The sequence below is a fragment of the Bacillus sp. FSL K6-2971 genome, assembly GCF_038006405.1.
Taxonomy (GTDB): Bacteria; Bacillota; Bacilli; order Bacillales; family Bacillaceae; genus Bacillus; species Bacillus pumilus.
In genome coordinates this window covers 2496549-2520212 of the sequence record NZ_JBBOVD010000001.1, presented here as the reverse complement: position 1 = coordinate 2520212, position 23664 = coordinate 2496549, and the positions used below count along the sequence as shown (strand labels likewise).

Genomic DNA, 23664 nt, shown 5'->3' with positions numbered 1-23664 from the left:
GTTTTCTTTATTTTGCTGGAACAATAAAGGTCAAATGTTGTTTTAACACTTCTAAAGAAGCTGGGGCTGTCATGTACACTTCGCCATCTGTATCAGCATCCATTTCCTCTTTTGTGTGGATCTGAATATTGGATGCTTGAATGAGGGAGAGGTCTCCGGTGAAATCCTCCAGCTCTTCCCGGTTCATAGAAAAGATTTCTTTTAGAGCAGAGAAACTCGTATTTCTGCAAATTAAGATTTCTGCTTTCCCATCATCAATCGTTGCACTCGGCAAATCAATTTTATTTGTCCCGATGAAATGTCCATTCATGACAAGAACGATGACGGCTTCTTCTTCCCAGGTCTCCTCCTCTGTTTCAATTCGTACATGAAAAGGATCTGTTTGCTGTAAGGTGCGGAGGGCACTTGTGAAGTAGCTGATTTTGCCGAGTACAGCTTTTTCCTTGTCATTAATATTGTTGGATGTGTCTGCAATCAGCCCGATTCCCCAAAAGTTTAACAAGTATCGATCTCCTGCTTTGATTAAGTCGACCTTTTTTTCTACGCCGTCTACAATCATTTGAGCGGCTTTCTGCATTTGTTGCGGAATACCAAGCGTTCTAGAAAAGTCATTGCATGTCCCGCCTGGTAATATCGCTACAGCTGGCCTTTTTTCTAAACCACCGATGCCATTCATGCATTCATGCACGGTTCCATCTCCGCCTAATATGATCAGCAATTCTATCGTCTCATCAATTGTGCGACAGAATTCATAAGCATCATTTGGCTGCTTTGTTGGTTTAAGAATGAGTTCATCAATATGTAGAGAAAGAAGAGGTACTGTTTGTCCGAGAACTTTTTCCATGTTTTTTTGTCCAGCATTTCCATTATAAATGAGCATCGCTTTTTTGAATTGTGCCATCACGCAGTTCTCCCTTTCATCTCTTTATCATCACTTTTCCCCAATTTCGCGGCGTATAAACGATGTTCAGAAAAGTGTGGAATGAAAAGACAACACATTTGCCCGCAGGCGTTTTCCTTGATATGATGTTGTTAAAATGGTTTTGGCATGCTAAAGGAGTGGACGGACAATGAATATTGATTTTAATTTATTTATGAATGATATTGTGAAACAAGCGAGAGAAGAGATCAAACAGGCTGGCTATAATGAGCTTACATCAGCTGAAGAAGTGGATGAAGCCCTGTCTAAAGAAGGCACGGCACTTGTGATGGTGAATTCAGTATGCGGATGTGCTGGCGGTATTGCAAGACCAGCTGCAGGCTATTCTGTTCATTATGATAAGCGTCCAGATCAATTGCTGACAGTGTTTGCTGGACAAGACAAAGAGGCAACGGCAAGAGCCCGTGAATATTTTGAAGGCTTCCCGCCATCTTCACCATCCTTTGCATTATTAAAAGATGGAAAGATCATTAAAATGGTCGAACGTCATGAAATTGAAGGGCACGAACCAATGGAAGTCGTGTCAAAGCTTCAAGCTGCATTCGATGAGCATTGCAAAGAAATTTAACATGTGACGTTTGAATGATGACATATAAAGCAGTCCGGTCTTTAGATCGGTCTGCTTTTTGTTTTATAAGACCATTGAATCAAAATAATTTTAGCAAAATACTATTGCATCTTAAAAAGAAAGTGTTTAAAATACATTATAGTGAATAAATATTCAAAACAATACATGATTTTAAATACTGGGAGGCATTATCTTATGAAAAAGTGGTTATTATTACTTATGACAGCTGGTCTTGCAGCTGCACTCGCAGCTTGCGGAACTTCTTCTAATAATTCAAACGCATCAGGAGATGACAAAACACTCGTTATGGCGACATCAGCAGATTATCCGCCATTTGAATCAAAAGACGGAGATAAAATTGTCGGTTTTGATGTCGATCTTGCAACAGCACTAGCGAAAAAGAACGGCTACAAGCTAGAAATTCAAGATATGGATTTCGCAAGCCTTGTATCCGCCCTTAAAACAAACAAAGCTGATATTGTCCTAGCAGGAATGACACCAGATGAAAAGCGTAAAAAACAAGTAGACTTCTCTGATGTTTATTACAATGCTAAAAACTTAGTTGTCTCAAAGAAATCTAGCGGAATGAAAACAGAGAAAGACTTAAAAGATAAAACAGTCGGCGTTCAATTAGGTTCAATCCAGCAAGATGAAGCAAACGGTTTGCAAAAGAAATATAACTTAAAAGTGGAAGACCGTAATAAAATCTCTGATATCATTCAAGAGATCAAAGCAGGCCGTTTTGATGCAGCTATTATTGAAGATAAAGTAGCAGCGGGCTATTTAAAGAAAGAGAAAGACTTTCAGGCTTTTGACCTTAGTGGGTCAACAAATAATGGTTCAGCCATTGCATTCAAGAAAAATAGCGACTTAACAGCTAAATTTAATAAATCATTAAAAGAAATGCAAGACAATGGCGAACTTGATAAATTAATTAAAAAATGGTTTGCTGATGAAAAATAAGTCAGGAAAAGGATCAGCGTCATTCATGAAAATTCAGTAGAAAGCGCTGAAAAGTTCAACTCATGTTGAACTTTTTTCCTGTTTTATTATTTGATTTCGTATGAAGGCATAAAAAAGGAGACTGTCATGTTAGATTTTAAAGATGTAATACCTCAGATGCCCTTTATTTTAGAAGGGCTTAAGGTCACACTTTCTATTGTAGTGGTATCACTTTTTCTTGGATTTATTTTAGGGATTTTATTAACGCTTTGCAAAATTAGTGTATTTAAGCCGCTCATTTGGCTTGCAGATTTTTATACATCCATCTTCAGAGGCACACCGCTTGTGCTTCAATTGCTCATTATTTATTTCGGTCTGCCTCAGCTTCTCGGGTTTCAAATCGATCAATACTGGGCTGCTGTAGCGGCATTTTCACTAAACTCTGCGGCTTACGTATCTGAAATTATTCGTGCTGGTATTAATGCCATTGATAAAGGTCAAAAAGAAGCAGCCGTTGCTTTAGGCATCCCTTATGCTAAAATGATGAAGGACTTATTGCTTCCGCAGGCATTTAAAAATATTTCACCTGCACTTGTGAACGAAACGATTACACTGACAAAAGAATCAGCTATTGTGACAGTCATTGGACTGGGAGATGTCATGAGACGAGCCTATCAAGCAGGTGCCGTCACGTATAATTATCTTGAACCGCTTATTTTTGCGGGTCTCATCTATTATGTCATCGTGCTTGTTCTCACCTTTGTCGGCAAATCGGTGGAAAGGAAGTTAAAATCAAATGATTAACATAGAGAAACTCACAAAATCTTTTGGCAAAAATGAAGTATTAAAAGGGATCGACACCACTATTAAAGAAGGAGAAGTTGTCGCAGTCATTGGACCATCTGGTTCAGGAAAATCGACGTTTCTTCGCTGCATCAACTTGCTTGAAAAGCCGACTTCTGGTGTTATTACGATTCAGGATACCGAAATCACAAACCCAAAAACCAATGCACTCAAAGTGCGTGAGAACATCGGAATGGTGTTTCAGCATTTTCACCTGTTCCCGCATAAAACGGTGCTGGAAAATATCACATATGCGCCAATGAATGTGAAGAATCAATCGAAGGAAGACAGCATCAAACAAGCTGAAGATCTGCTGAAAAAGGTAGGGCTTTTAGAGAAAAAAGATGATTTTCCGAACCGCTTGTCAGGTGGTCAAAAACAGCGTGTCGCAATTGCACGTGCGCTTGCGATGACACCAGACATCATGCTGTTTGACGAACCAACGTCTGCACTAGATCCAGAAATGGTCAAGGAAGTGCTAGAGGTCATGAAAGAGCTGGCTCAATCTGGAATGACACTTGTGATCGTCACACATGAAATGGGCTTTGCAAAAGAAGTGGCTGACCGCGTGATCTTTATGGACGATGGGAAAATTGTAGAGGATGCAAACCCTGTGCAATTCTTTGAATCGCCTTCGTCACAGCGCGCGAAAGACTTCTTACAAAAAATATTATAAAGAAAAAAGAGAGGGAGACTTAACATCTCCTTCTTTTTTTGATTATAATGGGGAAAGTAAAAAAGTTCATCATTTCACAATAAGTGAATAGAAACAAGACAGAAAAGAGTGACTCACATCATGTTTAAAATCGGCTACCGAACGCTGAAAACAGCATTAGGAACAGCGATCGCCATTTATATTGCGCAACTGCTTGGCCTTCAAAATTATTCCGCTGCCGGGATTATTACGATTCTGTGTATTCAGGTGACAAAGAAACGGTCGCTTCTTGCATCAGGTGCCCGCTTTGCCGCATGCAGTCTTGCCATTTTATTTTCTTATCTATTTTTCGATCTGATTGGGTATCATCCTTTTGTGATTGGTCTGATGCTGCTTGTCTTTATTCCGACAACCGTATTGCTCCGCATTAAAGAAGGGATTGTCACAAGTTCAGTCATCATCCTCCATTTATACATGTCGGGCGGGATTACCCTTCACCTCATTTGGAATGAGCTGCTGCTGATTACGATTGGTGTTGGCGTGGCACTTATCATGAACCTGTATATGCCAAGTGTCGATAAAAAGCTTAAACGCTACAGCGAACAGATTGAAGCCAACTTTGCAAAAATTTTTGAGGAAATCGAACAATACTTAATGACAGGGAAACAAGACTGGACAGGCAAAGAAATACCAGAGACACATCAATTGATTAAAGAAGCAAAAGCTCTTGCATATCGTGATGTTGAAAACCATGTCTTAAGACATGAAAACCTGTATTATCATTATTTCAATATGAGGCAAAAGCAATTCGAAATCATCGAGCGTGTGCTTCCGAAGATCACATCCATTTCCATTACAACAGAGCATGGACAAATCATTGCAGAATACATTAGAGACTTACGCGAACATATTCACCCAGGGAACACGGCGCATAAGTTTTTAAGGCGCCTCATTGATATGAAAGAAGAGTTCGATAAGCTCCCGCTGCCGCAAACAAGAGAAGAGTTTGAAGCAAGAGCTGCACTGTTTCATTTCCTCGGAGAAATGGAACAATATTTAGTACTGAAAAGCTATTTTAAAGGGATGAAAGAATAGAGACGCATGAGTTCCTCCTTCATTGGTCAATCTAATGAAAAAGGAGGAGCCTATGCGTCTTTTATTTTATACCGTATTGACCATGTCCCTTTCACCTATCTGGCCGCTCGGACAAAACCCGCTTCCAGGAGACCCTTATGTCATTATTAATAAACAAACCAATGAACTTGCCTATATTGATCAAGGACAAATCCAAAAAATATATCCTGCTTCTACAGGGAAAACTTCAGATTTAACGCCAGAAGGGGAATTTACCATTATGATCAAAGCGAAAGATCCCTATTACAGAAAAAAGAATATTGAAGGCGGTGCGAAGAACAACCCTCTTGGCAGAAGATGGATTGGATTTGATGCACGAGGAACAGATGGCAGAATATACGGAATTCATGGGACGAGTGACGAAACATCGATAGGGAAATTTATCACGGCAGGCTGTGTGAGACTGCATAATCAAGATGTAGAGCTTCTATTTGACCAGCTTCCGGTTGGGACAAAAGTTTGGATTACAACATCAACCGATTCATTTGAAAAGCTTGCCAAAGACAAACAGGCCATTCGTTGATTGAACGAATCACCTGCTTGTCTGCTTTTATTGAAACCTTATAAAAAGGTTGCGGCTCCTGCTAAAAGCGAAGATATTAGCAACAGGCTAATCATGAGCAATACCATGAATTTCATCATTTTCTGAGACATATCGCACCCCTATAATCGAAGATTTTTTGCGACGAACGCACCTTTCTTTATTCTAGCTCGTTTTTTCAAATGCGACAAGTGATCAACAAAGGAAGTGAACGGATGAATCAAATCGACCATATTGCCATTGCGGTCTTTTCTATAAAAAACACATCTCGAATTCTTCAACAGCTGTTTAACTGGCATTTTTCAGACATACAAGAGATTCCTGAGCAGGAGATTAAAGCGTCCTTCGTTTCACTTGATCATGTGCACATTGAATTAATTGAACCGATGTCCGGCAGCAGCAAACTACATACCTTTTTAACAAAAAGAGGAGAGGGACTCCATCATATTGCGCTAAAGTCAGGTGACATACAGGCGGACCTTAACCGTCTTGATCATCTTGGCGTGGAGCTTCTCCAACAATCAGCACAGATAGGCGCGAGCGGGAAGCGGATTGCTTTTATTTCACCGAAAGAAACGTCCGGTGTGTTATTCGAATTGTGCGAGCCCTTGAAAGGAGAGGAACATGGCAATGAATGAATCGTTCAATGACTTGGCTAAATGGCGCGAAAAAGCATTCATGGGCGGCGGCGTGAAACGTGCAGCTGCGCACCGGAACAAAGGGAAACTAACCGTTCGTCAGCGGTTGCATGAACTTCTTGACGGGGGCAGTTTCATGGAAATTCAAGGATTTGCAACAGGCCGCATGTCAGAGCATGTCGGTGATGGCGTCGTTACTGGAACTGGACTCATTCATGGAAAGCCGGTATGTGTTTATGCACAAGATGCAACAGTGCATGGAGGCTCTTTAGGCGAAATACATGCCAAAAAAATTGCTTCTCTAATGGATCTCGCAGCTAAAAATCAGATGCCGGTCATCGGTCTAAAAGACTCAGGTGGTGCGAGAATTCAAGAGGGTGTGGTATCATTAGAAGGATACGGACAGATTTTTAAACGGAATGTGCTGTACTCTGGTCAAATCCCGCAAATATCCGTTATTTTAGGCTCTTGTGCTGGAGGAGCAGTCTATTCTCCTGCCTTGACTGATTTTGTGTTCATGACAGAACAGACAGCTCATATGTTTTTAACAGGTCCGAAAGTCATAGAAAAGGCAACAGGAGAAACGGTCTGTCCTGACCGTCTTGGCGGTGCAAGTGTTCAGCATCAGACAAGCGGGAATGTGCACTATACTGGCAAAGATGAGAAAGACGTGTTAAAAGCGGTTCGAACACTTTTAACGTACATACCAACGAAACAACAGACTGTCATGGACGCTGAAACGAGTAAGCAAGACGCAGCTGATCCAGGCGACATCTTGCCGAAGGATCCATCACGCACCTATGACGTCAAACAAGTGGTGACAGCGATCATCGATTCAGACTCATTCTTTGAGACGCAGCCTTGTTTCTCAAAAAATATCGTTACAGGGTTTGCCAAATTACAAAGGGCTTCAATTGGTATAGTTGCCAATCAGCCAAAGGTGCTGGCAGGAAGTCTTGACCTTGACGCTGCTGATAAAGCGGCCAGGTTTATTCGATTTTGCGATGCGTTTCATATTCCGCTCTTAACACTTGTAGACGTCCCTGGTTTTTTACCAGGGGAAAAAGCCGAGCATGCGGGAATTATCCGTCACGGCGCAAAGCTTTTATATGCGTACGCTGAAGCGACCGTTCCAAAAATCACGGTGATTTTAAGAAAGGCGTATGGCGGTGCGTATGTCGCAATGAATAGCAAGGGCTTAGGCGCTGACTTTGTTTATGCATGGCCAGCGGCAGAAATTGATGTCATGGGGAAAACGTTCGCAGACGAAATCGTTCATCCTGCTTCCCGCGAGATTGAGATGGAGCCAAGTGTATTAAAAGCAGCTCAGGCAGGGCTAATAGACGATATTTTCATGCCGGCTGAAACGAGAGAGCGATTGATTCGCTCATTTGATTTGCTTCGCAGGAAGGAAGAAGATAGACCGTTAAAAAAGCATGGCAACATGCCGCTATAAGAGGAGGAGCATCATCATGATCAATGAAAAACGTTTGCTAGACGAATTTTTAGAACTTGTTCAGATTGATTCGGAAACGAAACACGAAGAGAAAATTGTGGAAGTCTTAAAAGAAAAATTCTCACAGCTTGGACTAAAAGTGGTGGAAGACGACTCAAAAGCGAAAACAGGCCACGGTGCAGGCAACCTCATCTGTACACTGGAAGGCAATCAAGAGGCTGATACCATCTATTTCACGTCTCATATGGATACAGTTGTTCCGGGCAATGGCGTAAAACCAGTCATTGAAGACGGCTATGTGAAAACAGATGGAACAACCATTCTTGGTGCTGACGATAAGACAGGACTTGCGGCAATGTTTGAAGCAATCCGTGTGCTGAAAGAGAAGAATTTACCGCATGGAACGATTGAATTTGTCATCACAGCAGGTGAGGAATCAGGACTTGTCGGAGCAAAAGCGTTAGATCCGAAGTTGATGACAGCTTCATACGGCTATGCCCTTGATTCAGATGGCAAGGTCGGAACCATTATCGTAGCTGCGCCAACACAGGCAAAAGTACGCGCAACCATTTACGGGAAAACAGCTCACGCAGGTGTCGCGCCTGAAAAAGGTGTGTCTGCGATTACCATTGCATCAAAAGCCATTGCCAGTATGCCGCTTGGCCGAATTGATGAAGAAACAACGGCGAATATTGGTCGTTTTGAAGGCGGAACGCAAACGAATATTGTGTGCGATCAAGTCGATATCCTTGCGGAAGCACGCTCTTTAGAACCTGCAAAAATGGAAGCACAAGTAGCGAAGATGAAAGAAGCCTTTGAAAAAACCGCTAAAGAAATGGGCGGAAGTGCCGATGTACACATTGACATCATGTATCCAGGCTTCAAATTCTCTCACGGCGATCAAGTCGTAGAAGTGGCGAAAAAAGCGGCTGCGAAAATTGGCCGTCCATCAGAACTACAGACGAGCGGTGGTGGCAGTGATGCAAACGTCATTGCAGGAAACGGCGTCCCAACTGTCAACTTAGCTGTTGGATATGAAGATATTCATACGAAAAATGAGAAAATGCCGATTGAAGAATTAGTCAAAACAGCTGAAATGGTTCTCGCCATTATCGAAGAAACGACAAATCCATCGTAAAGGCAGGAGACTCTGTGAGCACGCAAAAGATCATTATTTTCCAAGTGGGGCAAGAGGATTTTGGCATTAGTGTAGAGCATATTCGTTCGATTGAGAAGGTCCCTTATTTACAAGAAGTATCGAACCTACCTAAAGAAATAAAAGGACTCATGTCTTTAAGGGGAGAGGTCATTCCTGTCAGTGACACAGGCGTGATGCTTCACGGAAAGCCTCTTGATGTGAACGAACAGTCCAAGGTGTTGCTATTTGAATTAAACGGACAAATGGTAGGCTGTCTTGTCTCGGATGCAAAAGATATTATCGATATCGAGCTAAGCGAGATCAAGCCATTTCATATGAACACGAAAGCCTCTGAATATTTCTTCGGCGTTGTGGAGAGAGAGAACAAGATGATTTTACAAGTGGACCCGAATAAGTTCCTTGGGAGAATTGAGGATCTCGATCAATTGCCAGCGCGGTTAAAAGAAGAATTGGCATAAAGAAGATCCCCTTATCATCAGATAAGGGGATTATTTTTATTCAGCAGCTGGGCTAGCTTGGTCGTTTGCCTCAGCTTTTGATTTTGATTTTTGGTACATGACATTTAAAATAATGGTTTGGATTGTGAGTAATAATCCGCTTGTCATCCAGTATAAAGGAAGGGCAGCGGGTGCATTGATTGAAATAAACAGCATCATGATTGGGAAAATCATGCCCATCACTTTGGCTTGTTTCAGCGCAGCCTCTGTCTGGGTGCCTGATTGCTTCGCAAACCTTTGCGTAACATAAAATTGCAAGAAATACATAGCGCCTGCAAAGATTGCGACCAATAGATCGGTTTGTCCTAAGTTAAACCATAGGAACGAATGTGTTGCGATCTCAGGTGTTGAGCGGATCGCTGAGTAAAAGCCAAGAACAATTGGAATTTGAATCAGCATAGGCAGACAGCCCATTGCCAGCGGGTTCACATTGTTCTCTTTGTATACTTTCATCATTTCCATTTGTAGTTCTTTTTGTTTTTCAGGTTCTTTCGTTTTCTTCAATTTGCTTTGAATTTCATCAATTTGAGGCTTTACTAGTGCCATTTTCTCCTGCATGACTCTTTGCTTCTTAAATTGGTTCGCAAAAAGAGGGAAAATCAGCAGACGGACGATCAAGGTCACGAACATAATCGATAAACCATAATCATCATGGAAGAAGTTCGCAAGCCAAATGATCAGCTCAGAAAAAGGCTGGACAAAATAATGATGGAAAAACCCATCAGAGCTCGCATTCGTTTGCCCACTCGCTGCAAAAGCAGGTGAGGCAATCATCATTAAACATAAAGTCGTACAAATCGTTAATAAACGTTTCAATTCGTTTCCTCCTCATTTTTTAAAAAATTAATTAGAGAGAGGAAGCGAATGGTCTTCATCATCGTTCGATGATCGTTTCATTCGAATGACTTTACTAATCCAAGTTGTAATGCGATCATATATGATAAACAGAAAGTCTGTTCGATTCAATAAAGATGCGTCCAACTCTTCCAAACGATGTCCACCGAGGTGTTCGTTCATACGGCAGTCTTTTAATAAAAACGCAATACCGATGGCCGTCAGCGCTGGAAGAATAATCGTAAAGAATTCAACAAGGAAAAAGACTTCATTGAATGTATCAATAATCATGATTATCACATCCATTTCATTACTCACAGTGTACTATACACATTGTGAAATGTCTAACAGGATCACGTGTTTTCTCTACCGAGTATAAATCCTTATTTTGCATAAAATGGTATTTGTCATCCAAACTTCATAATTCCTATCTTATAATGAGGGGGAATAGAAGAAATGGAGGTTTTTAATATGACAAGTATTTACCCGAAGTTTCGAGCAGCTGCGGTACAAGTAGCACCTATCTACTTAAATTTGGAGGCAACCGTTCAGAAATCATGTGAACTGATCGACGAGGCAGCTTCAAATGGTGCAAAACTTGTAGCATTCCCAGAAGCATTTTTACCTGGTTATCCTTGGTTTGCTTTTATTGGTCATCCAGAATATACAAGAAAGTTCTATCACGAATTATATAAAAATGCAGTCGAAATCCCTAGCTTAGCTATTCAAAAAATAAGCGAGGCAGCAAAAAGGAATGAAACGTACGTTTGTATATCATGCAGTGAAAAAGATGGCGGCTCTCTCTATTTAGCTCAACTTTGGTTTAACCCAAATGGGGATTTAATAGGGAAACATCGGAAAATGAGAGCTTCTGTAGCAGAAAGACTGATTTGGGGAGATGGAAGTGGAAGCATGATGCCAGTTTTTCAAACTGAAATTGGCAACCTTGGCGGATTGATGTGCTGGGAGCATCAAGTGCCACTAGATCTGATGGCGATGAATGCTCAAAATGAACAGGTTCATGTAGCGTCCTGGCCAGGTTATTTTGATGATGAAATTTCAAGTAGATATTATGCCATCGCGACACAAACTTTTGTGCTGATGACTTCTTCTATCTATACGGAAGAAATGAAAGAGATGATTTGTTTAACGCAGGAGCAAAGAGATTACTTTGAAACATTTAAGAGTGGGCATACGTGCATTTACGGTCCAGATGGAGAACCGATCAGTGATATGGTTCCAGCTGAAACAGAGGGAATTGCTTACGCAGACATTGATGTGGAAAGAGTTATTGATTACAAGTATTATATTGATCCAGCTGGCCACTATTCCAATCAAAGCTTGAGTATGAATTTTAATCAGCAGCCTACTCCGGTTGTGAAACATTTGAATGACACTAAAAATGAAGTGTTAACATACGAGGCTATTCAATATCAAAATGGTATGCTTGAAGAAAAAGTGTAATTCGTGAAACCTTCTCTTTTTTAGAGAAGGTTTTAGCGTGTAGACAAACCCTCGTATTCGTTGTCAGATCTGCGCGCTGGTGCTCACGAATGTTGAATTCGCTCCGCTCCAGTGCTCAATCTTCCTAGACTTCAAGGGTTTTCAATTCACGCTGAAAAGAAGACAAAGGGCTAAAATAAAAATCATTTTAGCCCTTTGTCAACAATCTGAAACCTTCTCTTTTTTAGAGAAGGTTTTTTTGAGGAAAGATGAAATAAATCAATGTATAATTGAGCATAAAAGAGATTAATCATATTTGATCGATTCGGAACTTCTGATCAAAATATAGGGATTTAAGAAAATGGGGTTATGCCAATGTCAAATATTATTTTTCATATAGACATGAATGCGTTTTATGCGAATGTAGAAATGGCGTATGATCCTTCTTTGAGAGGGAAACCTTTAGCCATTAGCGGAAATGCGAAAGAGCGTAAAGGGATTGTGGTGACGTGTAGCTACGAGGCAAGAGCGCTAGGTGTAAAGCCCCCGATGCCGTTATGGGAAGCGAAGCGGCTTTGTCCGGGGCTGATTGTCCGTACACCAAACTTTGACCGGTACCGAAGCTCCTCACAAGAGATGTTTACAATACTAAGAGAATACAGCGATTTAGTCGAGCCTGTATCCATTGACGAGGGCTATATTGATTTAACGCATACGCCATATGCCGAGCATGCGGTGAAAACGGCTCATGATATTCAAACGAGGCTTGTAGAGGAGCTCATGCTTCCTTCAAGTATTGGCATTGCACCGAATAAATTTTTAGCGAAAATGGCGTCTAATTGGAAAAAACCAATGGGCATCACCATTTTGCGTAAACGAGATGTACCCCAAATGCTATGGCCGCTACCAGCGGGTGACATGCACGGAGTTGGACAAAAAACGGCAGATAAATTGAAAACGATTGGCATTCATACCATTGAAGATTTAGCGAAAGCAAATGAGTATACACTAAAGGAATTACTAGGCATCAATGGACCGAGATTAAAGCAAAAGGCGAATGGTGAACATGACGGCATCGTGGACCCAGAAAGGATATACGAATTTAAATCCGTCGGTAATTCGTCAACCCTTCCTCATGATTCTGACGATCCAGATGAACTTGTCGCGTTAATTGATAAGCTGTCACAATCTGTGAGTGCAAGGTTAAGGAGAAAAGAAGTGATGGCAAATCGGCTGCTCATCATGATTCGGTACGCAAGCTGGAAAAATATCACGCGAAGTGTCACCCTCACGAATCCGACGGATCGGAAGGAAGACTTATTTGAGGCAGCAAGGCAGTTATTCCTTAAACATTGGAATGACCAGCCTGTGAGGCTCTTAGGTGTGACGGGGACAGACCTTGTAGAACGAAAAGCAGCCGTTAAACAGCTTGATTTATTTTCCTATACAGAAGATGCAAAAGAAGAGCCTCTTCAAACCATTTTAGAAGGGCTAAAAGAAAAGTATGGAAAATCACTCGTTCAAAGAGGGATGACCATCAAGGAAAAAGAGAGCAAAATAAGTGGAACAAGTTTTAATAAAGACTTTTTTCAGGACGAAAAAGGAAATGACTAGCCTGAAAACTTGATAAAAGAGGTGGTGTTGTGGTAATTTCAAAGGGTACATCATTTCAGCAGTAATCAATATAGTGTGTTAGAAGGGACGTCAGAATTATGTCAAAACAACAAATCGGTGTGGTTGGACTAGCCGTTATGGGGAAAAACCTTGCCCTTAATATTGAAAGCCGCGGGTTCTCCGTGTCCGTTTATAACAGATCTAGCAGCAAAACGGAAGAATTTCTTCAAGAATCAAAAGGGAAAAACGTTGTAGGCACATACAGCATCGAAGAATTTGTTCAGTCGCTTGAAACACCGCGTAAAATTCTTTTAATGGTAAAAGCTGGTGCAGCAACGGATGCAACCATTCAATCATTACTTCCTCACCTAGAGAAAGGTGACATCTTAATTGATGGTGGAAATACATATTACAAGGATACGCAAAGACGTAATCAAGAGCTTGCGGAAAGTGGTATCCACTTCATTGGTACAGGTGTTTCCGGCGGTGAAGAAGGTGCACTAAAAGGTCCATCGATCATGCCTGGCGGTCAAAAAGAAGCGCATGAGCTAGTGAAACCAATTTTAGAAGCGATCTCTGCGAAAGTAGATGGCGAGCCATGTACAACGTATATCGGCCCAGATGGAGCAGGACATTATGTCAAAATGGTCCATAACGGCATCGAGTACGGAGACATGCAGTTGATTTCTGAATCATACTTTATCTTGAAGCATGTGGCTGGATTGTCAGCAGAGGAGCTTCATGAAGTATTCTCAGAATGGAATAAAGGCGAGCTTGACAGCTATTTAATCGAAATTACAGCTGATATTTTCACAAAAGTGGATGAAGAAACAAACCAGCCGCTTGTGGATGTCATCTTAGATAAAGCTGGACAAAAAGGAACTGGAAAGTGGACGAGCCAAAGTTCTCTTGATCTAGGTGTTCCGCTTCCAATCATTACTGAGTCTGTTTTCGCCCGCTACATTTCAGCAATGAAAGATGAGCGTGTTGAAGCAAGTCAATTAATCGAAGGTCCTAAGCCAGCGCAATTAGCAGAGAATAAACAAGAGCTGATCGAAGCGGTTAGAAAAGCTTTATTCATGAGTAAAATCTGCTCGTATGCACAAGGTTTTGCGCAAATGAAAGCAGCATCTGATGAGTATAACTGGGATTTAAAATACGGTGAAATTGCAATGATCTTCCGTGGTGGATGTATCATTCGTGCAGCCTTCTTACAACAAATTAAAGAAGCATATGACCGTAACCCTGAACTGAAAAACCTATTGCTTGATCCTTACTTTAAGGATATTGCTCAAAGCTATCAATCATCTCTTCGTAAAGTCATTTCGCTTGCAGTGGAGCAAGGAGTTCCTGTTCCTTCATTGTCAAGTGCACTTGCTTACTTTGATAGCTATCGCACAGCTGTCCTGCCAGCGAACTTAATTCAAGCGCAGCGTGACTATTTCGGTGCCCATACGTATGAGCGCACAGATAAAGAAGGCATCTTCCATACGGAATGGATGAAATAAACATAGAACGACTGAAAAACCTTACCCTTTGGTAAGGTTTTTTTGTGTTTGCATCTTTTCGGCTAAAAATGCGAAAAAGAGGGATGCTATGTAAAAAAGAAAAGAAAGTAGGGATCGAAGTGGGCATCTTATATGCACTTCTCCCAGCGATATTTTGGGGAAGTATTGTTCTCATCAGTGTCAAACTTGGCGGGAATGCTTACCAGCAAACCCTTGGTATTACGCTTGGTGCATTTATATTTTCAATTGCAGCCTTCTTCATCAAAATGCCAGAGCTGACACCGCTTATTTTTGCGGTTTCTGTGATTTCAGGCATCTTTTGGAGCATTGGACAAATGAATCAGCTTTCAAGTGTTGCGTTTCTCGGAGTCTCGAAGGCGGTTCCTTTATCAACGGGCATGCAGCTTGTGAGCACTACTTTATTTGGCGTCATGGTCTTCAAAGAATGGCAAACGATGACGGTCATACTCATTGGTTCTTGTGCTATTTTACTGATTATTGCAGGTGTTGTGCTGACATCGCTCGGCCAAAAAAAGAATGGTGGCGGGAACGGTAGCAATTTCAAAAAAGGGATCATGATTCTGCTCATCTCAACGGTTGGTTATGTCGGATATGTTGTCATTTTGAGATGGTTTCATATTGATGGCTGGTCTGCGCTCGTTCCGCAATCGGTCGGCATGCTGCTTTCATCCTTGGCGATTAGTCTTAAGCAGAACCCGTTTAGTAAATATACGTTTAAAAATATCATTGCCGGTTTGGTTTGGTCGACAGGAAATCTCGGACTTCTTTTGGCTATTCCGCTTATTGGTGTTGCCGTAAGTTTTTCGATGTCACAGACAGGGATAGTCATCTCAACATTAGGCGGCATTTACTTATTAAAAGAGAAAGCATCCAGAACAAGCTTTGTCATTGCAGGCTGCTTGATGATCATTGCAGGCGGCGTGCTGCTAGGCTTTACAAAATAGGAGGGTAAACGAATGTATCCAGATTTAAAAGGGAAAACAGTCCTGATTACAGGAGCTGGTACAGGAATAGGTCAAGCGATGGCGCGCCGGTTTGGACAAGAAAAAGCCAATGTGGTGATCAATTATTTCTCAGATCAAGAAAATCCAGATGACACCATTGCGGATATTCAAAAAAATGGCGGACAAGCTGTGAAAATCAAGGGAGATGTCTCAAAGGAAGAGGATATGCAGGCAATGATTGATAAAGCCGTTCATACGTACGGAAGCCTTGATGTCATGATCAATAACGCAGGCATTGAAAACGAAGTGCCTTCCACAGAAATGACGCTGGATAATTGGAACAAAGTCATGTCGACCAATTTAACAGGTATGTTTCTAGGCTGCCGTGATGCATTGAAGTATATGACAGATCACGGAATAGAAGGATCGATCATCAATATGTCGTCGGTTCACCAGCAAATCCCTTGGCCTCATTTCGTGCATTATGCAGCAAGTAAAGGGGGCGCCAAGCTGCTGACAGAAACGCTGGCACTAGAATATGCCCCTAAAAAAATACGTGTAAACAGTATTGCACCAGGCGCCATCGATACCCCGATCAATAAGGAAAAATTCGATGATCCCGCATTGAAAAAAGGCGTGATTGAACTGATCCCCATTGGCTATATTGGAAAGCCTGAAGAAGTGGCAGCATGTGCTGTCTGGCTGGCGTCAAAAGAGGCAAGCTATGTCACAGGCTTGACACTCTATGTGGACGGCGGTATGACAAAATATCCTGGCTTCCAAGCAGGAAAAGGATAAGAAGAAAGAAAAAGAGCGTACACAAACAAACGCTCTTTTTTTATATAAAATACAGACAAATAAAATGAAATGTCTAGACATTTAAAAATAAAAATATATAATATTAAATGGAAGCGCTTTTATTACAACAATGGGGTGAGAGAAATGAAACGTATTTTATTAGCATGCAGTTCAGGAATGTCTACGAGTTTACTAGTTACAAAGATGAAGGCTCATGCCGACTCAATAGGGGACGAGGCAGAAATTTGGGCAGTTGGGCAAGATCAAGCGAGAAAAGAAATGGCGAATGCGGATGTTGTGTTAATTGGACCGCAAATGAGCTTTTTAAAAGGGGATCTTCAAAAAGAAGCAACAAAATACGGGATTGCAGTAGAGGTCATCGATATGCAGGCGTACGGGCTTGCCGATGGACAAAAAGCGTATGAACAAGCCGTTACATTGATGGAGGAATCGTAAAGAATGGAAAAGAAAACACTCGAAGGGCTCACAGAGGAACAAGTCAGTTTTCAATTGATCTTACACAGCGGTAATGCACGCAGCAAATTGCTTCAATCTCTTAAACAATTTCGAGAAGGTCAAGAAGATGAGGCATTTGGTCTCATGAAAGAAGCAGAAGAAGATTTACGTCATGCACATGGCATCCATTTTCAACTCGTGCAGCAAGAGGCAGGCGGGGAGAAAACGCCTTTCTCCTTATTGCTCATGCACGCCGAAGACCACTTAATGTCGACTATTACGATCAAGGAGCTTGTGGGAGAGCTCCTGCCAATTTTCCAAACGCTTAAACAATAAAAGGTGTAAACAAGGGGGGAAACCAATGTTTGATAAAATAAGTGCTATTTTGGTTCCAATTGCTGGGAGACTGAACAACAACCGCTATTTGGGCGTATTACGGGATGCCTTTATGCTTGCGTTCCCGCTCACCATTTTTGGTTCCATTATGGTTGTGCTAATGAATTTGCCATTTTTAGATAAAATCATGAGTCAAACCGCACTGGAAGGCGTCCAGTCTGCACTGAATATCGCGCCAAGTGCGACCATCAGCATTATGAGTGTGTTTGTTGTATTTGGGATTGGCTACTATTTATCGAAAAGCTATGATGTGGAAGCTGTATTTGGCGGCGTGATTGCATTAGCGTCTTTCTTACTTCTGACGCCATTTCTACTAGAACAAGAAGGCGGTGCATCTATTGCAGGCGTAATACCAGTCGATCGTTTAGGAGCAAAGGGGATGTTCCTTGGAATGATCACAGGCTTTTTGTCTGCTGAAATTTATCGTTATTTTGTCCAAAAGAAATTTGTCATCAATATGCCGCAGGGGGTTCCGCCAGCTGTTGCTAAGTCTTTTGCTGCACTGATCCCGGCTACTTTGACACTCACAGCCTTTTTACTGATCAATATCATCATTACACAAGGCTTCAAAACAAATATGCATGACTTGATTTATCATGCGATTCAGGCACCGCTTGTCGGACTTGGAAGCGGTATCATTCCGACCTTGATCGCTGTTTTCTTTATACAAATTCTTTGGTTCTTTGGGCTTCACGGCCAAATTATTATCAACTCTGTCATGGACCCCATTTGGAATACGTTGTCCATTCAAAACCTAGAGAGCTATACAAAAACTGGTGAGGTTCCGAATATCATCAGCAAGCAGTTTATCGAAATTTATACGGTTGGTATGGGCGGAACCGGTATGACGCTGGCTGTTGTGTTTACGATTTTAATTTTCCTGAAAAGTAAGCAATTAAAACAAGTAGCAAAGCTCGGCTTAGGACCAGGATTATTTAACGTCAATGAACCGATTATCTTCGGTTTACCGATTGTCATGAACCCGCTTATTCTCATTCCATGGATTTTGGCGCCAATGGTTATTACATGTATTTCTTATTTTGCGATGGCATCAGGCATTGTACCACCGCCGACTGGCGTGAATATTCCCTGGACGGTGCCGATCTTTATTAGCGGAATAATGGCAACCAATTCACTGGCGGGCGGCCTGCTTCAGCTGTTTAACCTGATGATCGTGTTTGTCATTTGGTTCCCGTTCCTGAAATTTATTGACCGTATGAATGTGAAGAATGAAAAAATAACCACAACGGAAAAAACAAAAACAACCAACATCAAAGGTGAAGGAGACTCAATACATGTCGATGGAAAATAACAAGCAATCATATTCATTTCCAGAAGGTTTCTGGTGGGGATCTTCTGCCTCTGCCACGCAAACAGAAGGCAGCGTCCCTGGTGATGGAAAAGGACCGAATATTTGGGATCATTGGTTTGAGCAAGAGCCGACTCGTTTTTTTGATGGCGTAGGACCGAACGTGACATCCCAATTTTACCGAAAATATAAAGAAGATATTCGTCTGATGAAAGAAATTGGGCACAATTCATTCCGGTTATCCATTTCCTGGTCACGTCTTTTGCCTGAAGGGAAAGGTTCGGTCAATGAAGAAGCAGTATCTTTTTACAATGATGTGATCAACGAACTGATTGCACATGATATTGAGCCGTTTGTGAACCTGTACCATTTCGATATGCCAATGGCGCTACAGGAAAAAGGCGGCTGGGTCAACAGACAGGTAGTAGATGATTATGTGAGCTATGCAGAATTATGCTTTCAATTATTTGGCGATCGGGTGAAAAAATGGTTTACCCATAATGAACCGATCGTTCCTGTAGAAGGCGGATATATGTATAGCTTTCATTATCCAAATGAAGTCGATTTCCAAAAGGCTGTACAGGTCGGTTATCATGAACTTTTATCAAATGCGAAGGCGATTGCGGCTTATAAAAAGTTGAAGCAAGGCGGGAAGATTGGCATCATCCTCAATCTTACCCCATCTTATCCGAGAAGCCAGAATCCGCGCGATTTAGAAGCAGCTGAGATGGCGGATGCTTTCTTTAACCGTTCCTTCCTAGATCCTGCGGTGAAGGGACATTTCCCAGAGAAACTAGTAGAGGTGTTAAAGAAAGAAGGCTTTATGCCTAGTATGCAAGAAGGAGACCTTGAGCTCATTCAAGAGAATACCGTCGACCTCCTTGGAATCAACTATTATCAGCCAAGAAGAGTGAAAGCGAAAGAGCATATGCCGCATCCAAATGCACCATTTATGCCAAATCATTATTTTGATGCGTTTGACATGCCGGGAAGAAAAATGAATGTGTATCGTGGCTGGGAAATCTATGAAAAAGGCATTTATGATATATTGAAAAAAGTCCAAACAGACTATGATAATATTGAATGCTTTATTTCTGAAAATGGAATGGGTGTCGAAGGAGAAGAGCGGTTTAAGGATGAAGAAGGAATGATTCATGACGATTACCGCATTGACTTTATTTCTGAGCATCTTAAATGGGTGCATCAAGCCATTCAAGAAGGAAGTAATGTAAAAGGCTATCATCTGTGGACGTTTATGGATAATTGGTCATGGTCGAATGCCTATAAGAATCGCTATGGATTTGTCTCAGTTGATCTTCAAGAAGACGGAAAACGTACGATTAAGAAAAGCGGATACTGGTTTCAATCGGTATCAGAAAATGACGGTTTTTAATCAAAATACTTGCTCTTTCCTTGAAAAGGGCAAGTATTTTTCTTATGTGGCCATAAGTGGATGAAACAAAAATGGCTCGTACCTTTTAAGCTCACTAGGCTTAGTGTAGAATGAGAGGAAGCTATGAAAAAACAAGTCAGTTGGTGGTGTGAGATGAAAAAGTACGAACTCATTTCAGAAGAAATCAGAAAACGAATAGGAACAGCATATTATCCAGAAGATCAACCCATTCCAGATGAAAACTCGCTTGCCGCTGAATTTCAATGCAGCCGAATGACGATGAAGCGTGCGCTCGATCTTCTCGTAGCAGAAGGTCTGCTCTTTAGAAAAAGAGGACACGGTACATTTATTGTGAAGGCAGCGCTCAATCAAGGGGCAATCAATGTGTCAGGACATGAAAATAAAGGGTTCACAAAAGTCATGGCGGATAAAAACGTCACGACTCAAATCATTCACTTTGATGTCCATTTTCCAAGCAAAGAGGTGGCAGCCCACCTATCCATAGACTCCACCACACCCATTTATGACATCATCCGTCTCCGTCTTGTGGACGAGGAGCCATATGTATTAGAAAAAACGTTTATGCCCGTCAATCTCATTAAGGGAATAGATGAAGAGGTTCTATTGGGATCAATCTATGGCTACATATCAAATGATTTGAAATTAAAAGTGGCAGGAGCGCATAAGAAAATTAGAGCAGCTAAATCAGACGAGCTGGACCAGCAATATTTAGGCTGTGACCCAACGGATCCTGTGCTAGAAGTCGAGCAGGTTGCTTATTTAAACACAGGCCGGCCGTTTGAGTACTCCTTTAGTCATCACCGCTATGATAAGTTCGACTTTTCAACGGTTGAAATTACAAAAACAGGACGTTAAAAAAAGAGCAGAACCCCCAAGGGAGACTGCTCTTTTTTATATCATTTTATATATTCCACCAATGATACCCGTCTTTTTCTAGAAGCTCATCGGCTTCTTTCGGTCCCATAGAACCAGCAGGATAATTTGGTTTTAATGTTTTGTTTTCTGCCCATTTCTCAGAAATCGGATCCACAAAGTTCCAAGAAAGCGCCACTTCATCCCAGTGAGCAAAGTTCGTAGCATCGCCTAGCAAGCAGTCATGAATCAGCTTTTCATAGGCTTCTGGTGTATTCATGATGTCGTTATAGTTTGTTTGGTAGTCGAGCTTAATCGGTTTTGCAAATGTACCGCCATCAAGCTTACGAGCGTTCAGGTGAAGGGTAATACCTTCATCTGGCTGAATGTGGATGACGAGTAAGTTTGGATGCATGGAATTTCCGTTACCATAGTACAGGTTCATTGGAATGTCTTTAAATTGAACAACGATCTGAGTAGATTTCTTTTCTAAACGTTTTCCAGTACGAATGTAAAATGGCACGCCGGCCCATCTAAAGTTATCAATGAGCAGCTTCCCTGCAACGAATGTTTCCGTGTTTGAGTTCGGGTCTACATTTTGCTCTTCAAGATACGAAGGAACCATGCCGCCATCAACCGTACCAGCATCATACTGTCCGCGGACAAAGAATTGATCGACCTCATCTTTAGAGAAAGGACGAAGAGCGCGTAATGCTTTCCGTTTTTCGCTGCGGATTTCCTCGGTATTCAGTTTAATTGGCGGCTCCATTGCTAAAAGTGCAACCATTTGAAGCATATGGTTTTGGACCATGTCTCTTAGTGCACCTGAACTTTCGTAATAACGGGCCCGGTCTTCAACCCCTAATGATTCACTAGATGTAATTTGAATGTTTGAGATATATCGGTTTGTCCAAAGTGGTTCAAAGATGGCATTTGCAAAACGGATGACCTCAATGTTTTGAACCATTTGTTTACCGAGATAGTGGTCAATACGATAAATTTGATCTTCAGAGAATGCATCTCGAATTTCTTCATTTAACTTTTTCGCACTTGGCAAGTCATGGCCAAATGGTTTTTCGATGACAAGTCTTGACCAGCCAGTTGTTTTTGATACACCTTCACTTTTTAGGAACTTTGCAATCGTTCCGAAGAATTCCGGTGCCATCGCTAAATAGAACATCCGGTTGTTTGGGATGCTGTACGTATCTTCAAGGCCTGCTAGAAGTGTGTTAAGCGATTGATAGGAAGCAGGGCTTGATACGTCAAAGTCGTGATAATAAAAATGTGAACTGAATTCCTCTATTTTCGCTTCTGCATCATTAGAAGAAACAGATTCTTTCACCACAGCTCTTAGATCCTCATGAGACCACGGACGGCGTCCAACACCCACGACGGCGAATTGATCACCAAGTTTTCCGCTATGATAAAGTCTATGTATAGAAGGGTAGAGCTTGCGTTTGGCAAGATCTCCTGTTGCGCCAAAAATGACAATGACTGCTTTTGGATTGTTAGTTTCTGTATTCACGAAAAGTACCTCACTTTATTCGTAGCATTGTTGTAAAAACCAGAATGTATGTACATTTTCTTTATTTTAAAGGTTCATTGTTCGTAAAGCAAACATTTGATTCGACTTTTTCTGCTCTCGTTTGACTTTTTTCGAAAATTCCGGTGAATTCACATTTACCTTCTCTTCATGTATTCTATATGAATGAAGATATTGTATACCGGCTTTAGGAGGAAAAGTAATGGAACTGCTCTTTTTAGGAACTGGTGCAGGCATTCCTGCAAAAACTAGAAACGTCACTTGCACTGCGCTAAAGCTTTTAGAAGAAAGAAAAGCAGTGTGGCTTTTTGATTGTGGAGAAGCGACGCAGCATCAAATATTACATACAACGATTAAACCGAGAAAAATTGAGAAAATATTTATCACTCATATGCATGGTGATCATGTATACGGTCTCCCAGGACTGCTTGGCAGCAGATCCTTCCAAGGCGGAGAGGATGAACTAACGATCTATGGACCTAAGGGCATCAAAGCGTTTGTGAACGCAGCACTTTCAGCTACACAAACGCATTTGACATATCCGCTGCATATCATAGAGATAGATGAAGGGATCGTATTTGAAGATGATACCTTTCAAGTAGAAGCAAGACGAGTATCTCACGGTATTCCAGCTTACGGCTATCGGGTAGTGGAAAAAGATGTACCAGGTGCATTAAAAGCCGAAGACCTAAAAGAAATCGGTGTAAAACCTGGACCTTTGTATCAGAGGTTGAAAAATGGGGAAACCGTGACACTCGAAGATGGAAGAATCATTGATGGAACCGATTATTTGGAACCCCCTAAAAAAGGGAGGATCGTTGCATTTTCAGGAGATACCCGTTTATGCGAGAATATAACAAGGCTTGCCAAGGATGCGGATGTGTTAGTCCATGAAGCAACATTCGGTAAAGAAGATGCTGATCTAGCCTACAATTATTATCACAGCACGACAGAGCAAGCAGCGAAAACAGCGCAGGAAGCAGGCGCAAAAAGATTAATTTTGACCCATATTAGTGCACGTTACCAAGGAGAAGAGGCACTGAAACAACTATTGAAAGAAGCCCGCGATATATTCCCGCTGACAGAAGCTGCACAGGATTTCTCTTCTTTTTCCATTGACCGCACCCTGTAAAAATTGGATGAATCGTCAAAAAAAGTT

26 protein-coding genes are annotated in these 23664 nt (G+C 41.5%); 21 read left to right on the top strand and 5 right to left on the bottom strand.

Translation table 11 applies throughout. The annotated features are described in order from the left end of the window. Positions 1-7: 7 nt before the first annotated feature. Positions 8-901: a YegS/Rv2252/BmrU family lipid kinase gene (locus MHI33_RS13365; RefSeq protein ID WP_065098370.1), complete on the bottom strand. Its 894-nt coding sequence runs from the start codon at positions 899-901 to the stop codon at positions 8-10. Between the two features lie 169 nt (positions 902-1070). Between MHI33_RS13365 and MHI33_RS13360 the strand changes: the two genes are divergently transcribed. The 6 genes from MHI33_RS13360 to MHI33_RS13335 all read left to right on the top strand — a co-directional run bounded on the left by MHI33_RS13360 (position 1071) and on the right by MHI33_RS13335 (position 5605). Beyond that, on the top strand, positions 1071-1508 hold the full coding sequence (locus MHI33_RS13360) for a BrxA/BrxB family bacilliredoxin (RefSeq protein ID WP_003215907.1): 438 nt from the start codon (positions 1071-1073) through the stop codon (positions 1506-1508). Positions 1509-1703: 195 nt separating this feature from the next. After that, entirely contained in the window at positions 1704-2471 is a 768-nt protein-coding gene (locus tag MHI33_RS13355; protein WP_065098369.1) for a transporter substrate-binding domain-containing protein, read from the top strand. Positions 2472-2597: 126 nt separating this feature from the next. After that, the gene (locus tag MHI33_RS13350; RefSeq protein WP_003215691.1) at positions 2598-3254 is read left to right on the top strand and encodes an amino acid ABC transporter permease; all 657 of its coding nucleotides are present in this window, start codon (positions 2598-2600) and stop codon (positions 3252-3254) included. After that, entirely contained in the window at positions 3247-3969 is a 723-nt protein-coding gene (locus MHI33_RS13345) for an amino acid ABC transporter ATP-binding protein (protein ID WP_003215712.1), read from the top strand. The genes MHI33_RS13350 and MHI33_RS13345 overlap by 8 nt, the downstream gene beginning before the upstream one ends. 120 nt (positions 3970-4089) lie before the next feature. Continuing rightward, the gene (locus MHI33_RS13340; RefSeq protein ID WP_061408485.1) at positions 4090-5043 is read left to right on the top strand and encodes an aromatic acid exporter family protein; all 954 of its coding nucleotides are present in this window, start codon (positions 4090-4092) and stop codon (positions 5041-5043) included. Between the two features lie 52 nt (positions 5044-5095). Further along, positions 5096-5605, top strand: coding sequence for a L,D-transpeptidase (locus MHI33_RS13335; protein WP_106065558.1), 510 nt, complete (start codon positions 5096-5098; stop codon positions 5603-5605). A gap of 38 nt (positions 5606-5643) precedes the next feature. On the opposite strand, the gene MHI33_RS13330 is transcribed toward MHI33_RS13335, so the two are convergent. Continuing rightward, positions 5644-5724 (bottom strand): hypothetical protein, encoded by an 81-nt coding sequence (locus MHI33_RS13330; RefSeq protein ID WP_257736823.1) that lies wholly within the window; start codon positions 5722-5724, stop codon positions 5644-5646. 114 nt (positions 5725-5838) lie between these two features. Here MHI33_RS13330 and mce point away from each other — a divergent pair, with 114 nt between their 5' ends. From mce to MHI33_RS13310, 4 genes are read left to right on the top strand one after another with little or no spacing between them, the layout of a single operon-like run. After that, complete coding sequence (mce, locus tag MHI33_RS13325) at positions 5839-6261, top strand: methylmalonyl-CoA epimerase (protein ID WP_044141020.1); 423 nt, start codon at positions 5839-5841, stop codon at positions 6259-6261. Continuing rightward, entirely contained in the window at positions 6248-7717 is a 1470-nt protein-coding gene (locus tag MHI33_RS13320; protein WP_340911890.1) for an acyl-CoA carboxylase subunit beta, read from the top strand. Before mce ends, MHI33_RS13320 begins: the two co-directional genes overlap by 14 nt. Before the next feature lie 16 nt (positions 7718-7733). Beyond that, positions 7734-8855: a M20/M25/M40 family metallo-hydrolase gene (locus MHI33_RS13315; RefSeq protein ID WP_065098365.1), complete on the top strand. Its 1122-nt coding sequence runs from the start codon at positions 7734-7736 to the stop codon at positions 8853-8855. Between the two features lie 14 nt (positions 8856-8869). After that, positions 8870-9334 carry a chemotaxis protein CheW gene (locus MHI33_RS13310; RefSeq protein ID WP_044141023.1) on the top strand — a complete coding sequence of 155 codons (465 nt, stop codon included), beginning with the start codon at positions 8870-8872 and terminating at the stop codon, positions 9332-9334. Between the two features lie 36 nt (positions 9335-9370). Here the strand turns inward: MHI33_RS13310 and MHI33_RS13305 are convergent, their stop codons facing one another. Together MHI33_RS13305 and MHI33_RS13300 are read right to left on the bottom strand one after the other, a co-directional pair. Next, positions 9371-10189 (bottom strand): membrane protein insertase YidC, encoded by an 819-nt coding sequence (locus tag MHI33_RS13305; protein ID WP_003215471.1) that lies wholly within the window; start codon positions 10187-10189, stop codon positions 9371-9373. 27 nt (positions 10190-10216) lie between these two features. Then, positions 10217-10498 (bottom strand): hypothetical protein, encoded by a 282-nt coding sequence (locus MHI33_RS13300; protein ID WP_003215677.1) that lies wholly within the window; start codon positions 10496-10498, stop codon positions 10217-10219. Between the two features lie 180 nt (positions 10499-10678). Between MHI33_RS13300 and MHI33_RS13295 the strand changes: the two genes are divergently transcribed. The 10 genes from MHI33_RS13295 to MHI33_RS13250 all read left to right on the top strand — a co-directional run bounded on the left by MHI33_RS13295 (position 10679) and on the right by MHI33_RS13250 (position 20965). After that, complete coding sequence (locus MHI33_RS13295) at positions 10679-11671, top strand: carbon-nitrogen hydrolase family protein (RefSeq protein ID WP_065098437.1); 993 nt, start codon at positions 10679-10681, stop codon at positions 11669-11671. 348 nt (positions 11672-12019) lie between these two features. Beyond that, on the top strand, positions 12020-13264 hold the full coding sequence (locus MHI33_RS13290; RefSeq protein ID WP_340911884.1) for a DNA polymerase IV: 1245 nt from the start codon (positions 12020-12022) through the stop codon (positions 13262-13264). 98 nt (positions 13265-13362) lie between these two features. Continuing rightward, positions 13363-14772 carry an NADP-dependent phosphogluconate dehydrogenase gene (gene gndA / locus MHI33_RS13285; protein WP_044141026.1) on the top strand — a complete coding sequence of 470 codons (1410 nt, stop codon included), beginning with the start codon at positions 13363-13365 and terminating at the stop codon, positions 14770-14772. Positions 14773-14891: 119 nt separating this feature from the next. Further along, a complete protein-coding gene (locus tag MHI33_RS13280; protein WP_340913837.1) occupies positions 14892-15737 on the top strand; it encodes a GRP family sugar transporter in 846 nt (281 codons plus the stop codon). A gap of 12 nt (positions 15738-15749) precedes the next feature. Beyond that, a complete protein-coding gene (locus tag MHI33_RS13275; RefSeq protein WP_106067124.1) occupies positions 15750-16535 on the top strand; it encodes an SDR family oxidoreductase in 786 nt (261 codons plus the stop codon). Between the two features lie 144 nt (positions 16536-16679). Beyond that, positions 16680-16991, top strand: coding sequence for a PTS sugar transporter subunit IIB (locus MHI33_RS13270; RefSeq protein WP_003215713.1), 312 nt, complete (start codon positions 16680-16682; stop codon positions 16989-16991). Between the two features lie 3 nt (positions 16992-16994). Beyond that, entirely contained in the window at positions 16995-17327 is a 333-nt protein-coding gene (locus MHI33_RS13265; RefSeq protein ID WP_003216020.1) for a PTS lactose/cellobiose transporter subunit IIA, read from the top strand. 25 nt (positions 17328-17352) lie between these two features. Next, a complete protein-coding gene (celB, locus tag MHI33_RS13260; RefSeq protein ID WP_003216035.1) occupies positions 17353-18699 on the top strand; it encodes a PTS cellobiose transporter subunit IIC in 1347 nt (448 codons plus the stop codon). Further along, positions 18683-20089: a glycoside hydrolase family 1 protein gene (locus MHI33_RS13255; protein ID WP_340911874.1), complete on the top strand. Its 1407-nt coding sequence runs from the start codon at positions 18683-18685 to the stop codon at positions 20087-20089. The genes celB and MHI33_RS13255 overlap by 17 nt, the downstream gene beginning before the upstream one ends. Before the next feature lie 153 nt (positions 20090-20242). Beyond that, complete coding sequence (locus MHI33_RS13250; RefSeq protein ID WP_106067144.1) at positions 20243-20965, top strand: GntR family transcriptional regulator; 723 nt, start codon at positions 20243-20245, stop codon at positions 20963-20965. A gap of 46 nt (positions 20966-21011) precedes the next feature. On the opposite strand, the gene zwf is transcribed toward MHI33_RS13250, so the two are convergent. Then, positions 21012-22487 carry a glucose-6-phosphate dehydrogenase gene (zwf, locus tag MHI33_RS13245; RefSeq protein WP_106067122.1) on the bottom strand — a complete coding sequence of 492 codons (1476 nt, stop codon included), beginning with the start codon at positions 22485-22487 and terminating at the stop codon, positions 21012-21014. Positions 22488-22707: 220 nt separating this feature from the next. Between zwf and rnz the strand changes: the two genes are divergently transcribed. Then, the gene (gene rnz, locus MHI33_RS13240) at positions 22708-23637 is read left to right on the top strand and encodes a ribonuclease Z (protein ID WP_185108541.1); all 930 of its coding nucleotides are present in this window, start codon (positions 22708-22710) and stop codon (positions 23635-23637) included. Positions 23638-23664: the final 27 nt, after the last annotated feature.